Source organism: Pseudomonas sp. MF08875, assembly GCF_059862525.1.
In genome coordinates this window covers 1-23,794 of the sequence record NZ_JCBCUW010000003.1, presented here as the reverse complement: position 1 = coordinate 23,794, position 23,794 = coordinate 1, and the positions used below count along the sequence as shown (strand labels likewise).

18 protein-coding genes and 1 pseudogene are annotated in these 23,794 nt (G+C 63.0%); 13 read left to right on the top strand and 6 right to left on the bottom strand.

Going from position 1 to position 23,794, the window contains the following annotated elements; genetic code table 11:
• Positions 1-279: 279 nt before the first annotated feature.
• The 5 genes from moaE to AC19YT_RS02380 all read right to left on the bottom strand — a co-directional run bounded on the left by moaE (position 280) and on the right by AC19YT_RS02380 (position 4,501).
• Entirely contained in the window at positions 280-729 is a 450-nt protein-coding gene (gene moaE / locus AC19YT_RS02400; protein WP_500609651.1) for a molybdopterin synthase catalytic subunit MoaE, read from the bottom strand.
• A gap of 1 nt (position 730) precedes the next feature.
• Positions 731-976 carry a molybdopterin converting factor subunit 1 gene (gene moaD / locus AC19YT_RS02395; protein WP_500609650.1) on the bottom strand — a complete coding sequence of 82 codons (246 nt, stop codon included), beginning with the start codon at positions 974-976 and terminating at the stop codon, positions 731-733.
• On the bottom strand, positions 973-1,446 hold the full coding sequence (gene moaC / locus AC19YT_RS02390) for a cyclic pyranopterin monophosphate synthase MoaC (protein ID WP_095106168.1): 474 nt from the start codon (positions 1,444-1,446) through the stop codon (positions 973-975). Before moaC ends, moaD begins: the two co-directional genes overlap by 4 nt.
• Positions 1,447-1,675: 229 nt before the next feature.
• A complete protein-coding gene (locus tag AC19YT_RS02385; RefSeq protein ID WP_095106166.1) occupies positions 1,676-3,070 on the bottom strand; it encodes a PhoH family protein in 1,395 nt (464 codons plus the stop codon).
• Positions 3,071-3,397: 327 nt separating this feature from the next.
• Positions 3,398-4,501 carry a polysaccharide deacetylase family protein gene (locus AC19YT_RS02380; protein ID WP_371856213.1) on the bottom strand — a complete coding sequence of 368 codons (1,104 nt, stop codon included), beginning with the start codon at positions 4,499-4,501 and terminating at the stop codon, positions 3,398-3,400.
• Positions 4,502-4,670: 169 nt separating this feature from the next.
• Between AC19YT_RS02380 and yaaA the strand changes: the two genes are divergently transcribed.
• The 13 genes from yaaA to AC19YT_RS02315 all read left to right on the top strand — a co-directional run bounded on the left by yaaA (position 4,671) and on the right by AC19YT_RS02315 (position 22,676).
• Complete coding sequence (yaaA, locus tag AC19YT_RS02375) at positions 4,671-5,450, top strand: peroxide stress protein YaaA (RefSeq protein WP_500598122.1); 780 nt, start codon at positions 4,671-4,673, stop codon at positions 5,448-5,450.
• An 842-nt stretch (positions 5,451-6,292) separates the two neighbouring features.
• Positions 6,293-7,609 (top strand): nucleotide sugar dehydrogenase, encoded by a 1,317-nt coding sequence (locus AC19YT_RS02370; RefSeq protein ID WP_095106160.1) that lies wholly within the window; start codon positions 6,293-6,295, stop codon positions 7,607-7,609.
• 82 nt (positions 7,610-7,691) lie between these two features.
• Positions 7,692-9,173: a mannuronan synthase gene (alg8, locus tag AC19YT_RS02365; RefSeq protein ID WP_095106159.1), complete on the top strand. Its 1,482-nt coding sequence runs from the start codon at positions 7,692-7,694 to the stop codon at positions 9,171-9,173.
• Between the two features lie 33 nt (positions 9,174-9,206).
• Positions 9,207-10,394 (top strand): alginate biosynthesis protein Alg44, encoded by a 1,188-nt coding sequence (locus AC19YT_RS02360; protein ID WP_095106157.1) that lies wholly within the window; start codon positions 9,207-9,209, stop codon positions 10,392-10,394.
• Between the two features lie 14 nt (positions 10,395-10,408).
• The gene (gene algK, locus AC19YT_RS02355) at positions 10,409-11,956 is read left to right on the top strand and encodes an alginate biosynthesis TPR repeat lipoprotein AlgK (RefSeq protein ID WP_500609649.1); all 1,548 of its coding nucleotides are present in this window, start codon (positions 10,409-10,411) and stop codon (positions 11,954-11,956) included.
• Positions 11,953-13,422, top strand: a complete 1,470-nt coding sequence (locus AC19YT_RS02350; protein ID WP_500600187.1) for an alginate export family protein — start codon at positions 11,953-11,955, stop codon at positions 13,420-13,422. The genes algK and AC19YT_RS02350 overlap by 4 nt, the downstream gene beginning before the upstream one ends.
• Positions 13,422-14,999: a mannuronan 5-epimerase AlgG gene (gene algG / locus AC19YT_RS02345; protein WP_095106154.1), complete on the top strand. Its 1,578-nt coding sequence runs from the start codon at positions 13,422-13,424 to the stop codon at positions 14,997-14,999. Before AC19YT_RS02350 ends, algG begins: the two co-directional genes overlap by 1 nt.
• 11 nt (positions 15,000-15,010) lie before the next feature.
• Positions 15,011-16,459: an alginate O-acetyltransferase gene (locus tag AC19YT_RS02340; protein WP_500609648.1), complete on the top strand. Its 1,449-nt coding sequence runs from the start codon at positions 15,011-15,013 to the stop codon at positions 16,457-16,459.
• Positions 16,460-16,467: 8 nt separating this feature from the next.
• Complete coding sequence (locus AC19YT_RS02335; protein ID WP_500609647.1) at positions 16,468-17,568, top strand: mannuronate-specific alginate lyase; 1,101 nt, start codon at positions 16,468-16,470, stop codon at positions 17,566-17,568.
• Between the two features lie 191 nt (positions 17,569-17,759).
• On the top strand, positions 17,760-19,289 hold the full coding sequence (locus tag AC19YT_RS02330) for an MBOAT family O-acyltransferase (protein WP_500609646.1): 1,530 nt from the start codon (positions 17,760-17,762) through the stop codon (positions 19,287-19,289).
• Positions 19,290-19,300: 11 nt separating this feature from the next.
• Positions 19,301-20,473 carry an alginate O-acetyltransferase gene (locus tag AC19YT_RS02325; RefSeq protein ID WP_500609645.1) on the top strand — a complete coding sequence of 391 codons (1,173 nt, stop codon included), beginning with the start codon at positions 19,301-19,303 and terminating at the stop codon, positions 20,471-20,473.
• A 17-nt stretch (positions 20,474-20,490) separates the two neighbouring features.
• Positions 20,491-21,120 (top strand): alginate O-acetyltransferase AlgF, encoded by a 630-nt coding sequence (locus AC19YT_RS02320; protein ID WP_500609644.1) that lies wholly within the window; start codon positions 20,491-20,493, stop codon positions 21,118-21,120.
• A 104-nt stretch (positions 21,121-21,224) separates the two neighbouring features.
• Positions 21,225-22,676: a mannose-1-phosphate guanylyltransferase/mannose-6-phosphate isomerase gene (locus AC19YT_RS02315; protein WP_095106144.1), complete on the top strand. Its 1,452-nt coding sequence runs from the start codon at positions 21,225-21,227 to the stop codon at positions 22,674-22,676.
• A gap of 854 nt (positions 22,677-23,530) precedes the next feature.
• Here the strand turns inward: AC19YT_RS02315 and AC19YT_RS02310 are convergent.
• Positions 23,531-23,665: pseudogene (locus AC19YT_RS02310) on the bottom strand (RHS repeat-associated core domain-containing protein); the annotation flags it as partial.
• Positions 23,666-23,794 lie beyond the last annotated feature (129 nt).

The following is a 23,794-nucleotide window of genomic DNA, read 5'->3' as shown; positions in this document are numbered from 1 at the left end:
GAAGCGTATCAGAAAAACAAAAACCGTCACCTCAAGAGCAAGAGCAATAAGTTTCATTTTGTGAGATTAGAAAATCGAACAATATAGGTAACAGCACCGTTTCCTCGCGCAAAAGTACAAAGGATTAATCCAACACGCGAAATAGTACCCACAGCCATACGCCGAAGTAACGAGCCCCTACGGTTAAACTTTTAAGTAAATAGAATTTATTCCCAGCAGGCGAGATCAAGGCTATTAATCGCGCTTTACTCGATCACTGTCGCAACAAGTTGTACGAAGTTACTTCCAGCGATCCGCCGCCGCGTGGTCGCTGTCGCGGCCTTCGACCCAACGCGGGCCATCGGCGGTGGTTTCTTTCTTCCAGAACGGGGCGCGGGTTTTGAGGTAGTCCATGACAAAGGCGCAGGCGTCGAATGCGGCCTGGCGATGGGCGCTGGCGGCGGCGACGAAGACGATGGGCTCGCCCGGTTCCAGGGCACCAACGCGGTGCAGCACTTCAAGCTTGAGCAACGGCCAGCGCTGCTCGGCTTCACCCGCGATCTTGGCCAGGGCTTTTTCGGTCATGCCCGGGTAGTGCTCCAGGAACATCCCGGCCACGTCTTGGCCATCGTTGAAGTCGCGCACGTAGCCGACAAAACTCACCACCGCGCCCACACCGGCATTGGCCGCGTGCATCGCGTTGACTTCAGCGCCGGGGTCGAACGCCATGAGTTGCACGCGAATGGCCATCTCAGCCTCCGGTCACGGTGGGGAAAAACGCCACTTCATCGCCATCGGCCAGCGGTTCGTCGAGCTGGCACAGGTCTTCGTTGCGGGCGCACATCAGGTTTTGCTCACGCAGGACCTCGGCGCCGTCACGCTGTGCCAACAACAGGCGCACGTCATTGACGGTGGTGAACTCGCCTTCGACGCTCAACGCGTCCACGCCCAGCGCCTCACGGTAACGGGCAAAGAACTTGACGTTGATGGTTTTCATTGCGCATCCGCCTGGTAGTGGCCGCTCTTGCCGCCGAGTTTTTCCAGCAGGCGCACCGACTCGATGGTCATGCCCCGGTCCACGGCCTTGCACATATCGTAGATGGTCAGGGCCGCGACGCTGGCGGCGGTCAGGGCTTCCATTTCGACGCCGGTCTGGCCGGCGAGTTTGCAGCGGGCCACGATCAGCACCGCGTCGTCGCCCTGGGCGCTGAGCTCGACCTTGATGCTGGTCAGCAGCAGCGGGTGGCACAAAGGGATCAAGTCGCTGGTTTTCTTCGCCGCCTGAATGCCGGCGATGCGCGCCACGGCGAACACGTCACCCTTGGGGTGGCCGCCGCTGACGATCATGTTCAGGGTGTCGGGGAGCATGCGCACAAGCGCCTGGGCCACGGCTTCACGGGAGGTCACGGCCTTGTCGGTGACGTCGACCATGTTGGCGCGGCCTTGGGAATCGAGATGGGTCAGCACGGGGTTACTCCTTATCAGGAGGCCCGATTGTAAACCCGTGGGTCAGTTTCCCGCAGGGCTGATTGACCGGGTGGGTGCGACAGGACGCCGCTGCGGGGGTGAACACACGCTTGTGGCAGCCAAATACCTGTGGGAGCGGGCTCTGCCCGCGATGGCGGTCTACCAGCCAGTTGATGTACCGACTGGTGAGCCGCTATCGCGGGCGGGCCCGCTCCCACGGGGTTAGGGGTTAGAGGTGGCTCTCGGCGTATTCGGCCAGGATCGAGCGCGGCACCCCTTGCAGGGTGATGTGGACGCCGTTGGGGAAGTCCTTGAAGCGTTCGGTCAGGTAGGTCAGCCCCGAGCTGGTGGCCGACAGGTAAGGGGTATCGATCTGCGCCAGGTTGCCCAGGCACACCACTTTGGAACCGGCGCCGGCACGGGTGATGATGGTTTTCATCTGGTGCGGGGTGAGGTTCTGGCATTCATCGATCAGGATCAGGCTTTGCTGGAAACTGCGCCCACGGATGTAGTTGAGGGATTTGAACTGCAACGGCACCTTGCTGAGGATGTAGTCGACGCTGCCGTGGGTGTTCTCGTCGTCCATGTGCAGGGCTTCGAGGTTGTCGGTGATGGCGCCGAGCCAAGGCTCCATTTTTTCCGCCTCGGTGCCGGGCAGAAAGCCGATTTCCTGGTCCAGGCCCTGCACGCTGCGGGTGGCGATGATGCGCCGGTAACGCTTGCTGACCATGGTCTGCTCGATGGCCGCCGCCAGGGCCAGGATGGTTTTGCCGGAACCGGCCGCGCCGGACAGGTTGACCAGGTGGATGTCGGGGTCGAGCAAGGCATACAGCGCCAGGCTCTGGTAGATGTCTCGCGGTTTGAGACCCCAGGCCTCCTGGTGCAGCAGGGGCTCCTGGTGCAGGTCGAGGATCAGCAACTTATCGACCTGGATTTCCTTGATCCAGCCGACAAAACCCTGCTCATCGATGATGAACTCGTTGATGTGCACCGCCGGCAGGTTGTCGATCAGTTGCACCTGGTGCCAGGTGCGGCCGTGGTCCTGGCGGGTTTCGACCTTGCTCACGCGGTCCCAGAAGGAGCCGGTCATGGTGTGGTAGCCATTGGGCAGCAGCGACACGTCGTCGACCAGTTGGTCGGTGCTGTAGTCTTCGGCCGCAATTCCGCAGGCGCGGGCCTTGAGGCGCATGTTGATGTCTTTGGTCACCAGCACCAGGGGCAGCGACTTGTCGCGGGCGTGCAGGTCCAGCAACTGGTTGATGATGATGTTGTCGTTCAGGTGCTCAGGCAGCACCAGGTTGGGCTCGGCGCGCTTGCTCATCAGGATCGACAGCAAGCCCTTGGGCCCGCTCTTGCCGCGCTGGATCGGCACACCCAGTTCGACGTCCTGGGGCGTGGCATCGCCCAGGGTCTTGTCGATCAGGCGGATCGCCTGGCGGCATTCGGCCGCAACGCTGTGATGGCCACTCTTGAGCTTGTCCAGCTCTTCAAGCACGGTCATCGGGATGGCCACGTGGTGTTCTTCAAAATTGAGCAGGGCGTTGGGATCGTGAATCAATACGTTGGTATCGAGTACATAAAGGATTGGCTGGTTGGAGGAAGGTCTGCGTCCGTTATCATCCATACTCGGTCACCTTTTTGGGAGCCAGTCGACGCAATCGCTGCGCCTCGAAATGGCCGCCGAATTTCACCTGTGGGGACTCAAGTGAACCTGACACGTGTGGGTCTTGGAAGACGCCACCTGTGTTGCAGGTTTCGGCGGTCTGCCTTCGTAATACTCCAAAACCTGTGACAGGAAAAAGCACTTTGACGCTTTTTTGAAGTTTATTTTGCAGAGTGACCAATAGCCCTTGGCGCACCGCCATCAGGCAACTAGAGTCAATGGTTACGCCGTGGTCATTTGCCGCAGCCCATCGCCTCCAGCCCCAGCAAATACGGGGTTCGGCCCGTTTCAGCGAAACCCGTCCTGGCAATCCTCCCAACCGATGCCACTTTGCGCCGTTTGCGTGACCAACCAGGGCAACGCGGTCTTGGCGCCGTCCTGGCGCGCATTGAAGTTAATGACCCCGTGGCGCCACAGCAGCATCAGGGTCAGCACCCGGTCGGCGCTCTGCTGGGGGCTGAGGCGGCCGGAGGTGTCCTGCGGGTCGATGTCCCACAGCGCCACCTGCAAACCCTGGGCACGCAAGAACCCGCCGGCGTCGGCCCGGCGCTGGCCGTAGGGTGGGCGGAACAGCGGCACGAAGTTCTCCGGCAGTTTGTTTTTCACCAGGTCCACGCTGCGCTCGATGGAGTATTGCCAGTCCTGCCAATGGCTGTGGGAGCGGTACTCCCAGCCCTGCACCCCCACGCATTGGCGCGAGTACAGCGCCTGCAGCGAAGCCACCGAACCCTGGGCCAGGCGCGCCTGCACCTCGGCGCCGAGTACAAAGAAAATCGCGCTCAGGTTGGCCTTGCGCAGGTAATCGGCCAGCCACGCGGCGTTGTCGGGCTGCAGCGCCGCCGAGCTGTCGAAGGTGAGCAAAAACAAGCGGTCGTTGAGTTCATCGCCATTGCGTTCGTAGTCGCCAAAGCGCTCGATTTCGCTGCTGGTCTGCGGGAAGAGCGCGGCCTTGCGCAGTTGCTCGTCCAGGTAACGCTCATGGAAGCTGCGGCTGGGCTCGGCCCAGCGGGCGTAGAACGAGTCCTCGCCCAGGGCGAACTTGCCGGCCTGCTCGCGCAGGGTGTCCAGGTCCTGCACCCAATAGCAGAACGAGGCGTCCTGGTCGCAGCTTTGCTGGGCGAAGTTGTAATTGGCCAGCAGGCGCTGCCACATCCGCTCGCGCACCCGCTCGATGGCGTCGCGGTTGATCTGGCGCAGCCCCAGGCGTTGCTTGAGGGCGGTTTCGTCCAGGGCTTCGGAGGCCAGCAAGGCGCGGGCGAAGGTCAGGATCTCGGCCCGCGAGGCGACGTCGAACAGGGTCGGGCTGCTCAAGGGTTCGGGCCAGGTGCTGCGGTCCAGGGTCGCCACGTCACCGGGCGCGGCCAGCGCGCCGACGCTCAACAACCCAGCCATGAGAAAACACGCGATACGCAAGGGACTGCCTCCATAACAAAGCCCGCGCGGCACTATAGCCGATTCGCGGGTGCGCTCCCCGCTTGCTACGGCCAGGCTATGGCCGTCATAGGTGGAGTCAAAACGCCATAGCCCCTAGAATCGCCGCACGTTTACAGGAGACGACTTCATGCTGATGGTGATTTCCCCCGCCAAAACCCTCGACTATGAGACCCCGCCCGCCACGTCGCGCTTCACCTTGCCGCAGTACCTGGACCATTCCCAGGCATTGATCGAGCAGTTGCGCGAGCTGAGCCCGGCGCAGATCAGCCAGTTGATGCACGTTTCCGACAAAATCGGTGGCCTCAACGCCGCGCGCTTCGGCAGTTGGACGCCAGCCTTCACCCCAGACAACGCCAAACAGGCGCTGCTGGCGTTCAAGGGCGACGTCTACACCGGCATGCACGCCGAAGACTTCAGCCAAGCCGACTTCGACTACGCCCAACAGCACTTGCGCCTGCTGTCCGGCCTCTACGGCCTGCTGCGCCCGCTGGACCTGATGCAGCCCTATCGCCTGGAAATGGGCACCAAACTGGCCAACGCCCGGGGCAAGGACCTGTATGCGTTCTGGGGCACGCGCATCAGCGAATGGCTCAATGAGGCCCTGGCCGAACAGGGTGACGACGTGCTGCTCAACCTGGCCTCCAACGAATACTTCTCGGCGGTCAAGCGCAGCGCCCTCAACGCGCGCGTCATCAACACCGAGTTCAAGGACCTGAAAAACGGCCAGTACAAGATCATCAGTTTCTACGCGAAAAAGGCCCGGGGCCTGATGAGCCGCTTCGTCATCCAGGAACGCATCAACGACCCCGCCGCCCTCAAGCACTTCGACGCCCAGGGCTACCGCTTCAGCGCCGAACAGTCCAAGCCCGACAGCCTGGTGTTCCTGCGCGATCACGCGCCCCAGTAACAGCCCATACAAATCCCTGTGGGAGCGAGCCTGCTCGCGATGGCCAAGTGTCCGTCACACAGGCAACCATCGCGGGCGAGCGGAGCGCCGCCCGGCCCTCTCCCACACAGGCCGTCTCCATACAACCTTGTCCTACAAAACCCGTTGTTCTCACCTTGCCCTACACGCCTCGCAGAAAAAAATTGCAAAATATTTCGTAGTGGCACGTGACTTCTTTATCGATAGTGGCAAATAACTATCTACCCCGCTGAACTCCCCGCAACTAAGGGGCCAAACTGCAAATGCTATCAATATAGTATTAGTGCCATCTTTTTAAATATCCGCCCAATTGCGCAGAATCGAGATGAGTGGCCTGGAACTATGTGTTCCGAAGCGGCTCCTACAACCGGTAACGATTCTCACAAGATTTGTAAGAGATGACCTACACAACAACTTCCGCGCTGTCACTAAGTTGTCATTAAAACGTTGACTGGCCGGTCGAGTATTCAAACAACGGATCGAGAACTGGAGATAAGCATCATCACTATCCCCTACCAGGCCCCGGCTTAGCTCATCCCAACAGCCCGGCGCAGGCTCACCGGCAAGGTCCCCATCCCTTGCCCCAACGCCTGCCACCGCGGCTCGCGCACTGCCCCTGAAGGCAGTGCGCGACATTTCAGGGCAAGCCCTTATAACAAGGCCAAGTTGCGCACAACTTGAGTGCAGTTAATTAGCCACTCGAACTTTGTATGCCCGCACAGTGCATCGCGGCGCCTGTTCGCCCGTTATTCGAGTGCACCGACAACAGCAAAATCATTAACTCCGGCCATCTAATTGGCGTGATTAATACAGAGGTAAATACGATGCGCATCAGCATATTCGGTTTGGGTTACGTCGGCGCAGTCTGTGCCGGTTGCTTGTCCGCACGGGGCCATGAAGTCATTGGCGTGGATATCTCCCAAGACAAGATCGACCTCATCAACGCCGGCAAATCCCCCATCGTCGAACCGGGCCTGGGCGAATTGCTTGCCCTGGGCATTCACACCGGCCGCCTGCGGGGCACCACCGACTTCGCCGAGGCCATCCGCGGCAGCGACCTGTCGATGATCTGCGTCGGCACACCGAGCAAAAAGAACGGCGACCTGGAGCTCAACTACATCGAAGCCGTGTGCCGCGAGATCGGTTTTGTCCTGCGTGACAAGAGCACCCGCCACACCATCGTGGTGCGCAGCACCGTATTGCCCGGCACCGTGAAAAACGTGGTGATCCCGATCCTCGAAGACTGCTCCGGGAAGAAGGCCGGGGTGGATTTCGGCGTGGCGGTCAACCCCGAGTTCCTGCGTGAAAGCACGGCGATCATGGACTACGACATGCCGCCTATGACCGTCATCGGCGAGTTCGACAGCGCCAGCGGCGACGTGCTGCAAGCCCTGTACGAAGAACTCAAGGCACCGATCATCCGCAAGGGCATCGAAGTGGCCGAAATGATTAAGTACACCTGCAACGTCTGGCACGCCACCAAGGTCACCTTCGCCAACGAGATCGGCAACATCGCCAAGGCCGTGGGCGTGGACGGCCGTGAAGTGATGGAAGTGGTGTGCCAGGACAAGACCCTCAACCTCTCCCAGTACTACATGCGCCCAGGCTTTGCCTTCGGCGGCTCCTGCCTGCCCAAGGACGTGCGCGCCCTCACCTACCGCGCCAGCTCCCTGGACGTCGAAGCGCCACTGCTCAACTCGCTGATGCGCAGCAACGAATCCCAGGTGCAAAACGCCTTCGACATCATCAGCGGCCACGACAAACGCCGCGTCGCCCTGCTGGGCCTGAGCTTCAAAGCCGGCACCGACGACCTGCGCGAAAGCCCCCTGGTGGAACTGGCCGAAATGCTCATCGGCAAGGGCTTTGACCTGAGCATCTACGACAGCAACGTCGAATACGCGCGCATGCACGGCTCGAACAAGGACTACATCGAATCCAAGATCCCCCACGTCTCGTCCCTGCTCAACGCCGACTTCGACTCGGTGATCGACAACAGCGACGTCATCATCCTGGGCAACCGCGACGAGAAATTCCGCGCCCTGGCCCAGACCGCCCCGCAGGGCAAACAAGTGATCGACCTGGTCGGCTTCATGAACCAGGCCACCAGCGTCAGCGGCCGCACTGAAGGAATTTGCTGGTAAGAGCAGCGGCAAGCGGCCAGTGAAGCGCTGTTCACTGGCCGCTTGCAACTGGCCGCTCCTTCTCTCTTTTGCGGAAAAGCCTATGTCCAAGCTAAATCAATTTTTCCTGCAAGCCGCTGGCTGGCTGTTGTACCTGAGCCTGTTGATGGGGCTGGCCGCGCTGTTGCCGCCGTCGATTTTCGACGCGCAGTCGCGCGACTTCATTTTCCTGATTGGCGCGGTGGGGATCTGGCGCTACTCCATGGGCGCCACCCACTTCATTCGCGGCATGCTGTTTCTCTACGTGGTCTACCCGCACCTGCGGCGCAAGGTGCGCAAACTCGGCGCCTCGGCAGACCCCTCCCATGTGTTCCTGATGGTCACCAGTTTTCGCATCGACGCCCTGACCACCGCCCAGGTCTACAGCTCGGTGATCCGCGAAGCCATCGACTGCGGCTTCCCCACCACCGTGGTCTGTTCCCTGGTGGAAATGTCCGATGAGCTGCTGGTCAAAAGCCTGTGGGCCCGGATGAACCCGCCCGAGCGCGTGCAACTGGATTTCGTGCGCATCGCCGGCACCGGCAAGCGCGATGGCCTGGCCTTTGGCTTTCGCGCCATCTCCCGGCACCTGCCGGACGACCGCGCCGTGGTCGCCGTGATCGATGGCGACACCGTGCTGGCCGAAGGCGTGGTGCGCAAGACCGTGCCCTGGTTCCAGTTGTTCGGCAATGTCGGCGGCCTGACCACCAACGAATTCTGCGAAGTGCGCGGCGGCTACGTGATGAGCCAATGGCACAAACTGCGTTTCGCCCAGCGCCACATCAACATGTGCTCCATGGCCCTGTCCAAGCGTGTGCTGACCATGACCGGGCGCATGTCGGTGTTCCGTGCCCGGGTGGTGACCGACCCGGCGTTCATCGCCGATGTGGAAAGCGACTCCCTGCAACACTGGCGCCTGGGCCGCTTCAAGTTTCTCACCGGTGACGACAAGTCCAGTTGGTTCAGCCTGATGCGCCTGGGCTACGACACCTTCTACGTGCCCGACGCGGCCATCCACACCGTGGAACACCCGCCCGAAAAAAGCTTCATCAAGGCCAGCCGCAAACTGATGTTCCGCTGGTACGGCAACAACCTGCGCCAGAACGCCCGCGCCCTGGGCCTGGGGGTCAAGCGCCTGGGCCTGTTCACCAGCGTGGTGCTGTTCGACCAGCGCGTGTCGATGTGGACCAGCCTCCTGGGCCTGACGGTAGCAATCATCGCCAGCTTCAAGTACGGCACCGCGTTCATCCTCGTCTACCTGCTGTGGATCGGCATCACCCGCCTGCTCCTGACCCTGCTGCTGGCCTGTTCCGGGCACCGCATCGGCCCGGCCTACCCGCTGATCCTCTATTACAACCAGATCGTCGGCGCGCTGGTGAAGATCTACGTGTTCTTCCGCCTCGACCAACAATCCTGGACCCGCCAGGACACCAAACTGACCCGCGACCTGCAAAGCGCCCAGCGCTGGTTCAACACCTGGTCGTCGCGAACCATGACCTTCTCCGCAGGCAGCATCTTCGTCGCCGTGCTGCTGATGATGGTTTGACCCGACCCGCCCGAATCAACAAGGACCTGCACCATGAACAGCTCACTCAACACCCGCGGCGCCAACGTCAACGTCGTCCACGAATCCGAAGCCCAGCGCCAGCACGCCCGGGTCAAGATCCCGGCCAAACTGCGCTTTATCGACGCCAGCGGCACCCCCCTGATGGCCCGCGTCGAAGACCTCAGCGCCGGCGGCCTGTGTTTCAACGCCGGCACCGGCAAACCCCTGGCCCTGGGCCAGGTACACAAGGGCCGCTTGCAGTTTGTCATCGACAACCTGGGCCTGGGCATGGACGTCGAACTGCTGATCCGCTCCTACGACCGCCAAAGCGGGCGCACCGGGTGCGAGTTCCAAAACCTCGAACCGCAAGACATCGCCACCCTGCGCCACCTCATCACCTCGCACCTGGCCGGCGACATCGTGACCCTGGGCGACGTGCTCGCCACCCTGCAACGGGACAACTTCACCAAGGCGCGCAAGGTCAAGGACAGCGGCAGCGGCATGAGCGTCTTTGGCCGTTTGCGCGCCGTGGTTTTCAGCGCCGGGATCTTCATCGTCGGCTTGGTGGCGTTCGGTTTTATTTTCAAATCGGTGTACGGCCTGTACTTCGTCAGCCACGCCCAGGCCGGCCTGGTGAGCGTGCCGGGGATGAACGTGACCATGCCCCGCGATGGCACCGTGCAAAGCCTGGTCAAGGCCGACGGCATGGCCGCCAAGGGCGCGCCGCTGGCCACGTTCAGCACCAGCATGCTCGACGTACTCAAGGGCCACCTGGACGAAGACCAATTGCAACCGGCCAAGGTCGAGGAACTGTTCGGCAAGCAAATGACCGGCACCCTCACCTCGCCCTGCGACTGCGTCGTCACCCAGCAACGGGTCGCCGACGGCCAGTACGCCAGCAAGGGCGACGTGATCTTCCAACTGGTGCCGCGCCATAGCCAGGCCAACGTGGAAGCACGCTTCACCTACCGCCAGTTCGCCGACGTGCACCCCGGCACCCAGGTCAACTTCCAGGTCGCCGGCGAAGATGACGTGCGTCGCGGCACCATCGTCAGCAGCACCAGCCTCAACAGCGCCGACCTGGCCTCCGACATCCGCGTCCAGATCAAACCCGACGCCCCCCTCGACAGCGCCCTGGCCGGCCAACCGGTGGACGTGCGCAGCGACCGCGGCCCGTCGATGAACTGGCTGATCGACAAAGCCATGGCCGCCGGGCTCTGAGGGAGGACATGGCCATGACCACTTCACCCTCATCCCTGTGGGCACAAGCCTCTGTGGGAGCGGGCCTGCCCGCAATACAGGCCACGCGGTTTGCCTGGCAAACCCTGGCGAAGCTTTCGCAGCGCGGCACCGCCCCGACCGGTCCGGCCCCCACACAGGCTCGCCCCCGCAGCAGCGGCCTCGCCCTCTGCGCCCTGGCCCTGGCCCTGGCCCTGGCCCTGGCCGGTTGCGCCGGCCTGCCCGACCAGCGCCTGGCCAACGAAGCCCTCAAGCGCGGCGACACCGCGCTGGCGGCGCAGAACTACCGGCAACTGGCCAACCTGGGCTACAGCGAAGCCCAAGTCGGCTTGGCCGATATCCAGGTCGACAGCCGTGACCCGGCCCAACTCCAGCAGGCCGAAGCCACCTACCGCGCCGCCGCCCCGGTTTCGCCCCGCGCCCAGGCCCGCCTCGGGCGCCTGCTGGCCGCCAAACCCGGCGCCAGCGCCGCCGAACACCGCGAAGCGCAAACCCTGCTGAAAAAAGCCGCCGCCGCCGGCGAAGGCAACACGCGCCTGGCCCTGGCCATGCTCTACCTGCAACACCCTACAAGCTTCCCCGACGTCGATGCCCAGCAGCAAATCAGCCAATGGCGCGACGCCGGCTACCCCGAAGCGGGCCTGGCCCAGGTGCTGCTCTACCGCACCCAGGGCAGCTACGACCAGCACCTGGACGAAGTCCAAGCCATCTGCACCGCGGCGCTGGCCAGCACCGACATCTGCTACGTCGAACTGGCCACCGTCTACCAGAAAAAGGCCCAGCCCGAGCAACAGGCCGAGCTGATTAAACAGCTGCAAGCGGCCCATGCCCGCGGCACCGTCACTGCGCAACGGGTGGACAGCGTGGCCCGGGTGCTGGGCGACGCCAGCCTCGGCCAACCCGACGGCAAAACCGCCCAAGGCCTGCTCGAAGGCATCGCCCCCGGCTACCCGGCCGCGTGGGTCAGCCTCGCCCAATTGCTCTACGACTTCCCCGAACTGGGCGACACCGACACCCTGCTCCAGTACCTGGACAACGGCCGCGCCGCCGACCAGCCCCGCGCCGAACTGCTGCTGGGCAAGCTCTACTACGAAGGCAAAGTGCTGCCCGCCGACGCCCAGGTGGCCGAAGCGCACCTGCAAAAAGCCGTGGGCCGCGAGGTAGCCGCCGACTATTACCTGGGCCAGATCTACCGCCGTGGCTACCTGGGCCAGGTCTACCCGCAAAAGGCCCTCGACCATCTATTGACCGCCGCGCGCAACGGCCAGAACAGCGCCGATTTCGCCCTCGCCCAGCTCTTTTCCCAGGGCAAAGGCACCCGGCCCGACCCGGTCAACGCCTACGTCTTCAGCCAACTGGCCAAAACCCAGGACAGCCCCCAGGCGCATGAGCTGGCCCAGCAACTCGACGCCCAATTACCGCCCGCCCAACGGGCCCAGGCCCAACGCCTGCTGCAACAGGAACAGGCCGCCCGCGCCGCCATCAGCCCGGCCGCCCTGCCCCTGCACGCCCTGCAAGCAGAAGCCGGCGAGGAACCCCTATGAAGCTCAACCCATTCGTCAAGGCCGGCCTCGGCCTGTCCTTCGCCCTGCTGTGGTCGTGCCCGACCCTGGCGGCACTGACCGCAGACAAGAACTTCGGCCTGGAAGTGAAAATCACCGGCCAATCCGAAGACGACCGCGACCTGGGCACCGCCCGTGGCGGCGACGTCAACGGCATCGGCCTGGACCTGCGCCCCTGGCTGTACGGCGAGCGCGGTCACTGGAGCGCCTACGCCATGGGCCAGGCTGTGGCCGCCAGCGACATCATCGAAACCGACACCCTGCAACAAGCCAGCGCCGACGCCAGCCAACCCACCGACAACGGCGACCGGCGCAGCAAAAAAAACTACCTGGCCCTGCGCGAGTTCTGGGTCGGCTACAGCGGTTTCACGCCCTACCCCGGCGAGCAGCTCAAGTTCGGCCGCCAACGCCTGCGCAACGATGACGGCCAGTGGCGCGACACCAACATCGAAGCGCTGAACTGGACCTTCGACACCACCCTGCTGCGCGCCAACCTCGGCGCCGCCGAGCGCTTCAGCGAATACCGCACCGACCTCAAGGCACTCTCGCCCCAAGACGAAGATCGCCTGCACCTCTACGCTGACGTTGCCTACCAATGGACCCCCGGCCACTGGCTAGGCCTGCGCGGCCACCACAGCCAGGACGACGGCCAACTCGACTACCCAGTGCCGGGCCAAGCGGCCGATTCCCTGGACAAAAAACAGAACGGCGACCTCACCTGGTTGGGCCTTGAGGCCAACAGCGACGCCTACAACTGGCGCAACAGCAACACCGTCAATTACTGGGGCAGCGTTACCGGCATGCAGGGCGAGCGCGACCGCGTCAACCCCTTGAGCGCCGACGGCAGCCCCCCGGCCAACGCCAAGCGCCACGCCAACCTCGACGGCTGGGCCACCGACCTGGGCCTGCGCCTGCGCCTGGACGAACACTGGCAAGTGGGCGCCGCCTATGCCCGCGCCAGTGCCGACTACGAGCAGAACGGCCTGCAAAGCAACCGTTCCAACTTCACCGGCACCCGCTCGCGGGTGCACCGCTTCGGCGAAGCCTTCCGTGGCGAAACCGGCAACCTGCAAACCGCCACCCTGTTCGGCTCCTGGCAACTGCGCGACGACTACGACGCCAGCCTGGTCTACCACAAGTTCTGGCGCGTAGACGGTAAGCAACCGGTGGCCGGCAGCGGCATCAACGCAGTGGACAGCGACGCCGGGATTGCCGGCTCCGCCCTGCCCCAGGCCGATGGCAACAAAGACCTGGGCCAGGAAGTGGACCTGGTGGTCACCAAATACTTCAAGCAAGGCCTGCTGCCCGCCGCCCTGAGCCAGTCCATCGACGAACCAGCGGCCCTGGTGCGCTTTCGCGGTGGCGTGTTCAAGCCCGGCGATGCCTATGGCAAGGACGTCGACTCGTACATGCACCGCGCCTTTGTCGACGTGATCTGGCGCTTCTGATGGGAGCCTGTGCGATGAACCCCCACGCCTTCAAAGCCCCGCTGCTGGCCGCCCTGCTGCTGTGCGGCGCCACCGCCCAGGCCAGCGTCGAAGCCAAGGCGCCGACCCTGGCCAAAGAGCTGCAACAGGCCAAGACCTACACCGTCAGCAGCGCCCCGACCGCGCCGCTGGACCTGCCCAAACCGGCGCTGCCGGATCTCTCCGGCTACACCGCCGACGCGGTGGCGGCCAAGGTCGACCGGCGCCAACGCGGCAAGGCCAGCGTGCGCCGGATGATGCAAGAGAACGCCCTCAAGGACTTCATCGGCGGCGACAACAAAATGGCCGAATGGGTGGTGCGCCAACACGGCATCCCCCAGGCGATTTTCATCGACGACGGCTACCTCAACCTCAAGGACCTGGCCAAAGCCGTACCCAGCCAATACCTGCGCGAAACCGCCCCCGGCGTGTACCTGGCGCGCCTGCCCATCGTGGTCGGCGAAAAAGGCATCCTGGAAATCGACGGGCAAACCCAAGAGCTGCGCCTGTCCCAGGAGGCCGGTTCGTTTCTGGTCAACGACGGCCAATTGTTCGTGCGCGACAGCAAAATCACCGGGTGGCGCGAGCAGGCCAACGGCCCGGCGACTTTCCGCTCGGCCAAGGAGTTCCGCCCGTTCCTGCTGGCCTGGGGCGGCACCCAGACCTACATCGTCAACAGCCAGATGGCCAGTTTCGGCTATGCCAACAGCAAGTCCTACGGGGTGAGCATTTCCCAGTACACGCCCAACATGGCCAAGGTGCTCAAGCGCAAGGAGCCCACGGGCTGGATCATCGATTCCGAGTTCTCCGACATGTGGTACGGCTTCTACTGCTACGAAACCCAAGGCTTCGTCATCAAGGGCAGCACCTACCGCGACAACATCGTCTACGGCATCGACCCCCACGACCGTTCCCATGGCCTGGTGATCGCCGACAACACCGTGCATGGCACAAAAAAGAAGCACGGCATCATCATTTCCCGTGAGGTCAACGACAGCTTCATCTTCAACAACCGCAGCTACGACAACCAACTCTCGGGCCTGGTGATCGACCGCAACAGCGTCAACAACCTGATCGCCGACAACCACATCTACCGCAACCACACCGACGGCATCACCCTCTACGAGAGCGGCAACAACCTGCTGTGGGGCAACAAGGTCATCAGCAACCGCCGCCACGGCATCCGCGTGCGCAACAGCGTCAACATCCGCCTCTACGAAAACCTCGCCATGGCCAACGGCCTGACCGGCGTATACGGCCACATCAAGGATTTGAGCGACACCGACCGCAACATCGAACTCGACCCCTTCGACGCCCAGGTTTCGCTGATCCTGGTGGGCGGCGAGCTGGCCGGCAACGGCAGCGGCCCGCTGTCCATCGACTCGCCGCTGAGCATCGAGCTGTACCGCGTCTCGATGCTGGCGCCGACCAAATCCAGTGGCATCAGCTTCAACGGCATCCTGGGCGAGCGCCAGGACGAAATCCTCGACCTGCTGGTGCGCCAACGCAAAGCCGTGCTGATCGACCCCGTTGAACGCCAGACCCCTTTGCAGCCATGAGGACGCCCGCCATGAAGCCCCACATCAAAACCCTGCTGGGCCTTTCGGGCCTGACCCTGGGCCTGCTCGCCGCCGCCGGCACTGCCCGCGCCGACCAGCCCGCGGCCCCGGTCTTCAGCGCCGAGCCGTGCTGCAACCTGTGCCCAGCCGCCCACGACGCGAAAAACTACACCACCCGCTACCAACAGAACTTCACCACCCTGGTGCAAGCCCAGGGCGACTGGCTATTCCGCACCCAGGAAGACCTGCGCACCGAGTTCGACACCAGCGCCGCCGGCTACAAGCGCCTCCAGCAATTGCACGACGCGTTCAAGAGCAAAGGCGTGGAACTGGTGCTGGTCTACCAACCCACCCGGGGCCTGGTGAACCGCAGCAAGCTCAACCCCGCCGAGCAGGCACGCTTTGATTTCGACAAAGCGCTGCGCAATTACCAAGGCATGCTCGGGCGCTTCGCCGCCATGGGCTACGTGGTGCCCGACCTCTCGCCCCTGGCCGACGAACGCCTGCCCGAGACCCTGCCGGCCCACGACTTCTACTTTCGTGGCGACCAGCACTGGACCCCCTACGGCGCCCAGCGCACGGCGAAAATCGTCGCCGCCAAGGTCAAGCAACTGCCGCAATTCGCCGACATTCCCCAGCGCGCATTCGAAACCAAAAAAACCGGGCGCATGGGCAAGACCGGCACCCTGCACAACATGGCCGGGCAACTGTGCGGCACCAGTTACGCCATCCAGTACATGGACCAATTCACCACCGAGCCCAAGGGCGAGGCCGGCGACGGCGACCTGTTCGGCGACAGCGCCCAGGCGCAGATCACCCTGGTGGGCACCAGCCACAGCGGCAAGAACTACAACTTCGCCGGTTTCCTGCAAGAGGCCATCGGCGCCGACATCCTCAACGTCGCGTTCCCCGGCGGGGGCCTGGAAGGCTCGATGATCCAGTACCTGGGCAGCGAAGAATTCCAGAACAACCCGCCGAAAATCCTGATCTGGGAATTCTCGCCCCTGTACCGCCTCGACCAGGAAACCACCTACCGGCAAATGATGGCCCTGCTGGACAACGGCTGCGAAGGCAAACCGGCGCAGATGAGTGCCAACAAAACCCTTAAGCCGGGCAAGAATGAACTGCTGGTCAACAGCCGTAACCTGGACCTGCGCAACGGCAACCACCAGGTCGATATCCGCTTCGCCGACCCCTCGGTGAAAACCCTGCAAGCCACCCTCTGGTACATGAACGGCCGCCACGAGGACATCAAGCTCGACAAACCCGACACCGCCGACACCGACGGGCGCTTCGCCTTCGAGCTACGCACCGACGAAGACTGGGCCGCCCAGACCCTGCTCGCCGTCGAGGTGCAAGGCCCCGAGGCCGGTGCCCAGGGGCAGAAAGTCCAGGCCCGGGTTTGCCAACGCAACACCTTCCCCAGTGCCGGGCAACGCACCGCCCAACTGGCGCCATGAGGTTACTTATGCACAGCCCATTTACCCGTTTGTTCACCCCGGCCTTGCTGGGCCTGGCTCTGTTCGCCGGCGCAGCGGATGCCGCGCTGCGCCCGCCCCAGGGCTACTTCGCCCCGGTGGAAACCTTCAAGACCGGCGACTACACCTCCGACTGCGGCGCCATCCCCGCGCCCTACACCGGCGCCCTGCAATTTCGCAGCAAATACGAAGGCTCGGACAAGGCCCGCGCCACCCTCAATAGCCAGTCGCAAAAGGCCTTTCGCGACAGCACCGCGAACATCACCACCCTGGAGCGGGGCGTGAGCAAACAGGTGATGCAGTTCATGCGCGACGGCCGCCCCGAGCAGTTGCAATGCACCCTGGACTGGCTCACCGCGTGGGCCGGGGCCGATGCGCTGATGTCCAAGGACTTCAACCACACCGGCAAATCCATGCGCAAATGGGCCTTGGGCAGCATGGCCTCGGCCTATATCCGCCTGAAGTTTTCCGAGTCCAGGCCCTTGGCCCGCCACGAACCGCAAGCCCAGCAGATCGAGGCCTGGTTCGCGAACATGGCCGAGCAAGTGGTGCGCGACTGGGACAACCTGCCCCTGGAAAAAACCAACAACCATTCGTACTGGGCCGCGTGGTCGGTGATGGCCAGCGCCATCGCCACCGACCGCCGCGACCTGTTCGACTGGGCGGTCAAGCAATACAAAGTCGGCGCCAACCAGGTCGACGCCCAGGGCTATTTGCCCAACGAACTCAAGCGCCAGCAACGCGCCCTGGCCTACCACAACTACGCCTTGCCGCCCTTGGCGATGATCGCCAGTTTCGCCCAGGCCAACGGTGTGGACCTGCGCAACGAAAACCACGGCGCCCTCAAACGCCTCGGCGAACGGGTGTTGGCCGGGGTTCAAGACGCCGACGACTTCCAGGCCCGCAGCGGCAAAAAACAGGACATGAGCGACCTCAAGGTCGAGGCCAAATTCGCCTGGCTCGAACCCTTCTGCAGCCTCTACACCTGCGCGCCGGACGTGCTGGCGCGCAAGCGGCAGATGCAGCCGTTCAAGACCTTCCGCCTCGGCGGCGACTTGACCCGGGTGTATGACCCACGCAAAGGCACTTGAACCCCTGTGGGAGCGAGCCCGCTCGCGATGACGGCGGCACAGCCTGAGATCGCGAGCAGGCTCGCGCCCACCGACCCAGGCTCGCGCCCAAAGGTGGCGGGCAAGGCATGAACTGATCGCCCCCCAGTTTCCACCGGGGGGTTTGGGGGGGCCGTTGGCCCTTACTGTTGGCTACACACGGAGAGATCGGGATGGTGTTTTCATCCAATGTGTTCCTGTTTTTGTTCTTGCCGATTTTCCTCGGCTTGTACTACTTGAGCGGGCAACGCTACCGCAACCTGCTGCTGCTGATGGCCAGCTACGTGTTCTATGCCTGGTGGCGGGTGGACTTCCTGGCGCTGTTCATCGGCGTCACCCTGTGGAACTACTGGATCGGCCTCAAGGTGGGCGCCGCCGGGGTGCGCACCAAACCGGCGCAGCGCTGGCTGTTGCTGGGGGTGGTGGTGGACCTGGGCATCCTCGGCTACTTCAAGTACGCCAACTTCGGCGTCGAGAGCATCAACGCCATGATGACCTCGGTGGGCCTGGAGCCCTTTATCCTCACCCACGTGCTGCTGCCCATCGGCATCTCGTTCTACGTGTTCGAGTCCATCAGCTACATCATCGACGTGTACCGCGGCGACACTCCGGCCACGCGCAACCTCATCGATTTCGCGGCGTTCGTGGCGATCTTCCCGCACCTGATCGCCGGCCCCGTGCTGCGCTTTCGCGACCTGGCCGAGCAGTTCAACCACCGCACCCACACCCTGGATAAATTCTCCGAGGGCTGCACGCGGTTCATGCAGGGTTTCATCAAGAAGGTGTTCATCGCCGACACCCTGGCGGTGGTCGCCGACCACTGCTTCGCCCTGCAAAACCCCACCACGGGCGACGCCTGGCTCGGCGCCCTGGCCTACACCGCGCAGCTGTACTTCGACTTCAGCGGCTACAGCGACATGGCCATCGGCCTGGGCCTGATGATGGGTTTTCGCTTCATGGAAAACTTCAAGCAGCCCTACATCAGCCAGTCCATCACCGAGTTCTGGCGGCGCTGGCACATCAGCCTGTCCACCTGGCTGCGCGACTACCTCTACATCACCCTGGGCGGCAACCGCAAAGGCACCCTCACCACCTACCGCAACCTGTTTTTGACCATGCTCCTGGGCGGTTTGTGGCACGGCGCCAACATCACCTACATCGTCTGGGGCGCGTGGCACGGCCTGTGGCTGGCGATTGAAAAAGCCATCGGCCTGAACACCACGGCGCGTAGTTTCAACCCCGTGCGCTGGGCCCTGACCTTCCTGCTGGTGGTGATGGGCTGGGTGATCTTCCGCGCCGAAAACCTGCACGTGGCCGGGCGCATGTACGGCGCCATGTTCAGCTTCGGTGACTGGCAGCTCTCGGAACTCAACCGCGCCAGCCTCACCGGCCTGCAAGTGGCCACCCTGGTATTGGCCTACGCCACCCTGGCGTTCTTCGGCCTGCGCGACTTTTATCGCGACCGCCCAGGCCAACCCCAACCGGTGGGAGCGAGCCCTGCTCACGATGGGGCGGCCGCCACATCGCTGGCAGCGCTGTCGCGAGCAGGCTCGCGCCCACAAGAGCAGGTCGCTCAGGGACACAGCATCACCCTCGACTGGCCCCGCTATGCCCTGCGTGCCCTGGTGCTGCTGCTGTTTATCGCCTCCATCCTGAAACTCTCGGCGCAAAGCTTTTCGCCGTTCCTTTACTTCCAGTTCTGAGGGCGCCTGCCATGACCCGCTCTTTACGCCTCCTCTACATCGCGCTGTTCCTGGCCCTGCTGCTCGTGCTGGGCGGCTGGTCGCTGCGCAGCTTTTTCGGCTTTGCCACCGGCCCCGACGCCAGCGTGCTCAACGGGCGCTGGAGCAAAGCGGTAGAGACCCACTACGACGACCAATTCCCCATCAAACGCCTGGGCACCAACCTGTGGGCCGCGCTGGATTTCAAACTGTTCAACGAAGGCCGCCCCGGCGTGGTGCTGGGCCGCAGCCAATGGCTGTACAGCGACGAAGAGTTCAACCCGGCCGTCAACGAAGAACTCAACCTGCAAGGCAACTACGCCCTGGTCGAAGGCGTGCGCCAGGCCCTCAAGGACAAAGGCGTGCAACTGGTGATGGCGGTGGTGCCGGCCAAGGCGCGCCTGTACCCCGAACACCTGGGCGAAGTGCAACCGGCGCGCATCCACGCCGACCTGTACCGCGACTTCCACGCACGCCTGGCCGCCCACCGGGTGCTGGCCCCCGACCTGCTCGGCCCCCTGCAACGGGCCAAACAGGCCGGCGAGCAGGTGTTCCTGCGCACCGACACCCACTGGACCCCGCAAGGCGCGCAGATCGCCGCCGAGCAACTGGCCCACACCATCCGCGCTAAAACGCCCCTGAGCGGCGAGCCCCAGCGCTTTGTCACCGAGGCCAGCGAGCGGGTCAGCCACCAGGGCGACCTGCGCCGCTTCCTGCCCCTGGACCCACTGTTTGAGAACCTCATGCCGGCCCGCGAGCCCCTGGACAAACGCGTGACCCGTGCCGTCGAGCCTGGCGCCGGCGACGACGCCCTGTTCGCCGACCGCGAAGTCCCGGTGGCGCTGGTGGGCACCAGCTACAGCGCCAACCCCGACTGGAACTTCGTCGGTGCCCTCAAGCAAGCCCTGAGCAGCGACGTGCTCAGCTACGCCGAAGACGGCCACGGGCCGATCCTGCCGATGCTCAGCTACCTCAAGAGCGACGACTTCATCCACCACCCGCCCCAGGTGCTGATCTGGGAATTCCCCGAGCGCTACCTGCCCGTCAACAACGACATCGGCGACGCCGACCCGCAGTGGGTCGCGGCGCTCAAGCAAACCGGCGCACGCCAACAAAGCGTGGCCAGCAGCCCTAAACCCGAGACGCCCACCCGGGCGCAAAACTGAAGAAGAGAGGTACACCCATGACCTTCCCCACCCGTTTCGCCCACACCCTCGTCCTGGCCGCCGGCCTGGGCCTCATGGCCCCCGCCTTCGCCGGCGACGCCGCGCTCTACGGCCCGGTGGCGCCCAAGGGCTCCAGCTTTGTGCGCGTGTACAACGCCAGCAATGCCGAAGTCAGCGCCACCGTCGGCAGCACCAGCCTCAACGAGGTCGGCCCCCTGGCCAGCAGCGACTTCAGCTTCATGCCCGGCGGCGACTACAGCGCCAAAGTCGGCAGCCAGAACCTGGCGGTGAAACTGGCCGCCGACCACTACTACACCCTGGTCACCACCGGCAAAGGCCAACCGCAACTGATCGAAGAACCGCCGTTCAAGAACAAACAGAAATCCCTGGTGCGCGTGCAAAACCTCAGCGACAAACCCCTGACCCTGAAAACCGCCGACGGCAAGACCGAAGTGGTCAAGCGCGTGGCCGCCCAAGGCCGTGGCGAGCGCGAAATCAACCCGGTGAAAGTCAGCCTGGCCCTGTACGACGGCAACCAGAAAGTCGGCGACGTCAAACCCGTCGCCCTGGAGCGCGGCGAAGCGGCGGTGCTGTACGTCACCGGCCAGGGCGCCAGCCTTTCTCCCGTGTGGGTCAAGGCGCGCTGAGTGCGCCCAGCTACTAGCGGCAAGCTGCAAGTAAAAAGCCCTTACTTGCCGCTTGAAGCTTGCCGCTTGCAACTGCCCTCCCCCTCTTTTTTCGGAGAAAAACCATGATCCCAGTCATCCTGTCCGGCGGTAGCGGTTCGCGTCTGTGGCCGCTGTCGCGCAAGCAATTTCCCAAGCAGTTCCTGGCCCTGACCGGCGAGCACACCCTGTTCCAGCAAACCCTGGAACGCCTGGTGTTCGACGGCATGGACGCGCCCATTGTGGTGTGCAACAAGGACCACCGCTTTATCGTCAACGAACAGTTGGCCAGCCGTGGCCTGGACACCCAGCGCATCCTGATGGAGCCATTCGGGCGCAACACCGCGCCGGCTGTGGCCTTGACCGCAATGATGCTGGTCAACGAGGGCCGCGATGAGCTAATGCTGGTGCTGCCCGCCGACCACGTGCTCGACGATCAAAAAGCCCTGCAACGCGCCCTCGCCCTGGCCACCGTGGCCGCCGAGCGCGGCGAGATGGTGCTGTTCGGCGTGCCGGCGACCAAACCGGAAACCGGCTACGGCTACATCAAGGCCAACCTCGATGCCGCGCTGCCCGAAGGCGTGAGCCGGGTGCAGCGCTTTGTCGAAAAACCCGACGTCAAACGTGCCACCGCATTCATCAAGGAGGGCGGTTACTTCTGGAACAGCGGCATGTTCCTGTTCCGTGCCAGCCGCTTCCTCGAAGAGCTGAAAAAACACGACCCGGACATCTATGACACCTGCCTGCTGACCCTGGAACGCAGCGAACAGGACGCCGACACCCTGACCTTCGACGAAGCCACCTTCGCCTGCTGCCCCGACAACTCCATCGACTACGCCGTGATGGAAAAAACCCTCGACGCCTGCGTGGTGCCGCTGAGCGCCGGGTGGAGCGACGTGGGCTGCTGGTCGTCGCTATGGGAAGTCAACGCCAAGGACGCCAACGGCAACGTCACCAAGGGCGACGTGGTGATCCAGGACAGCCGCAACTGCATGATCCACGGCAACGGCAAACTGGTTTCGGTGATCGGCCTGGAAAACATCGTGGTCGTGGAAACCAAGGACGCGATGATGATCGCCCACAAGGACAAGGTCCAAGGCGTCAAACAGATGGTCAACACCCTCAACGCCCAGGGCCGCAGCGAAACCCAGAACCACTGCGAGGTCTACCGCCCGTGGGGCTCCTACGACTCGGTGGACATGGGCGGGCGCTTCCAGGTCAAGCACATCTCGGTCAAACCCGGCGCGTGCCTGTCGCTGCAAATGCACCACCACCGCGCCGAACACTGGATCGTGGTCAGCGGCACCGCCGAAGTCACCTGCGATGACAACGTGTTTTTGCTCACCGAAAACCAGTCCACCTACATCCCCATCGCCTCCGTCCACCGCTTGCGCAACCCGGGCAAGATCCCCCTGGAAATCATCGAAGTGCAGTCCGGCAGCTACCTGGGCGAAGACGACATCGAACGCTTCGAGGACATCTACGGCCGCTCCACCCCGCTGGAGCGCGGCGTGTCGGTGAAAACCATCGCCCAGTGACGAGCCGCTGGTGTAGGGGGGCTGCCTGTGTGGGAGCAGGCTTGCTCCCACACAGGCCCAAGTGCCGGCGCTGCCTACCCGACCCTCTGCATTTGCAGTCGGTAGGGGGTTGGCTTTTTACCTTGCAATGAAACTACTACCGCCATCCAAACCTGTACTCAAACAACGACAGAGGCATTGGATACCGCCCTTTTCACCGACAAGTACTCTTGAATCGAAATCCACTTGCCCGAGCTGTATATTTCGACAATTCCCTCAGGCACGTCACCGCCCATATAGAAAGTTTCATATTCCCCTTGAGACACGTAACCAAGTGCATTCACTAAATGTGGAACCCGTATTACCCCAGTGCGGATTAGCTCTTCTGCATCTGTGGCTATGATATTGGCCATTGCCCTGAACGGAACATCGACCTTTCGTGTATCCACCCTCACCAACACACTATTTGGCCGCTGCGAGAACCGCTTTGCAACAGGGAGATTAGGCGTAAAAGAAAGCACTTTCCCGGATAGGCCCGCCTGCATTCCACTGTGTTCAAACAGTTGTCGGGTGAACGCTTGCGTGTGTGGACTTTCAGCGCCTGACGCCCGAACCAAACCAACAGGCTCGATCGCCCCCTCATAATGACTACGGTAAAGAAAACCTCCAACAGGTACATTCTGCCGGGCTACACCCTCATAAACACTAGCGGCGAATTTTTCGAAATCCTCTTGCCGCGTGGTTTTACTAAATCGTTGTGCGAGTGCATAAACTGCCCGATCAAATACCGGTGCGTTTTCTGCAAGTGCAGGAACCGGAGTTGACTCACTTTCACTCGTTGTAAAGGTGCGTTTTAACCAACGCAGCACCCGCGAGGGTGCCAAACCTTTCAAATCAACATCCATAATCGGACTATCCCTAACCATTCTATAAAAGTTCAACCCATCAATATTTCCCGCCGGGTCCGGATTAACCCAACGCTGTAACCACGGCATGTAATACCTAAAGCCGTCCTGAATTCATAGAATAAGCGCAACGCTTGAAACGAGAGGCAGAGAGCCAGCCACCGGTAGAATCCAGGCTCTCACACCGAAGGATTCAAGCGCAGATGACTACGCATTACCGGCAGCTGACTCAGG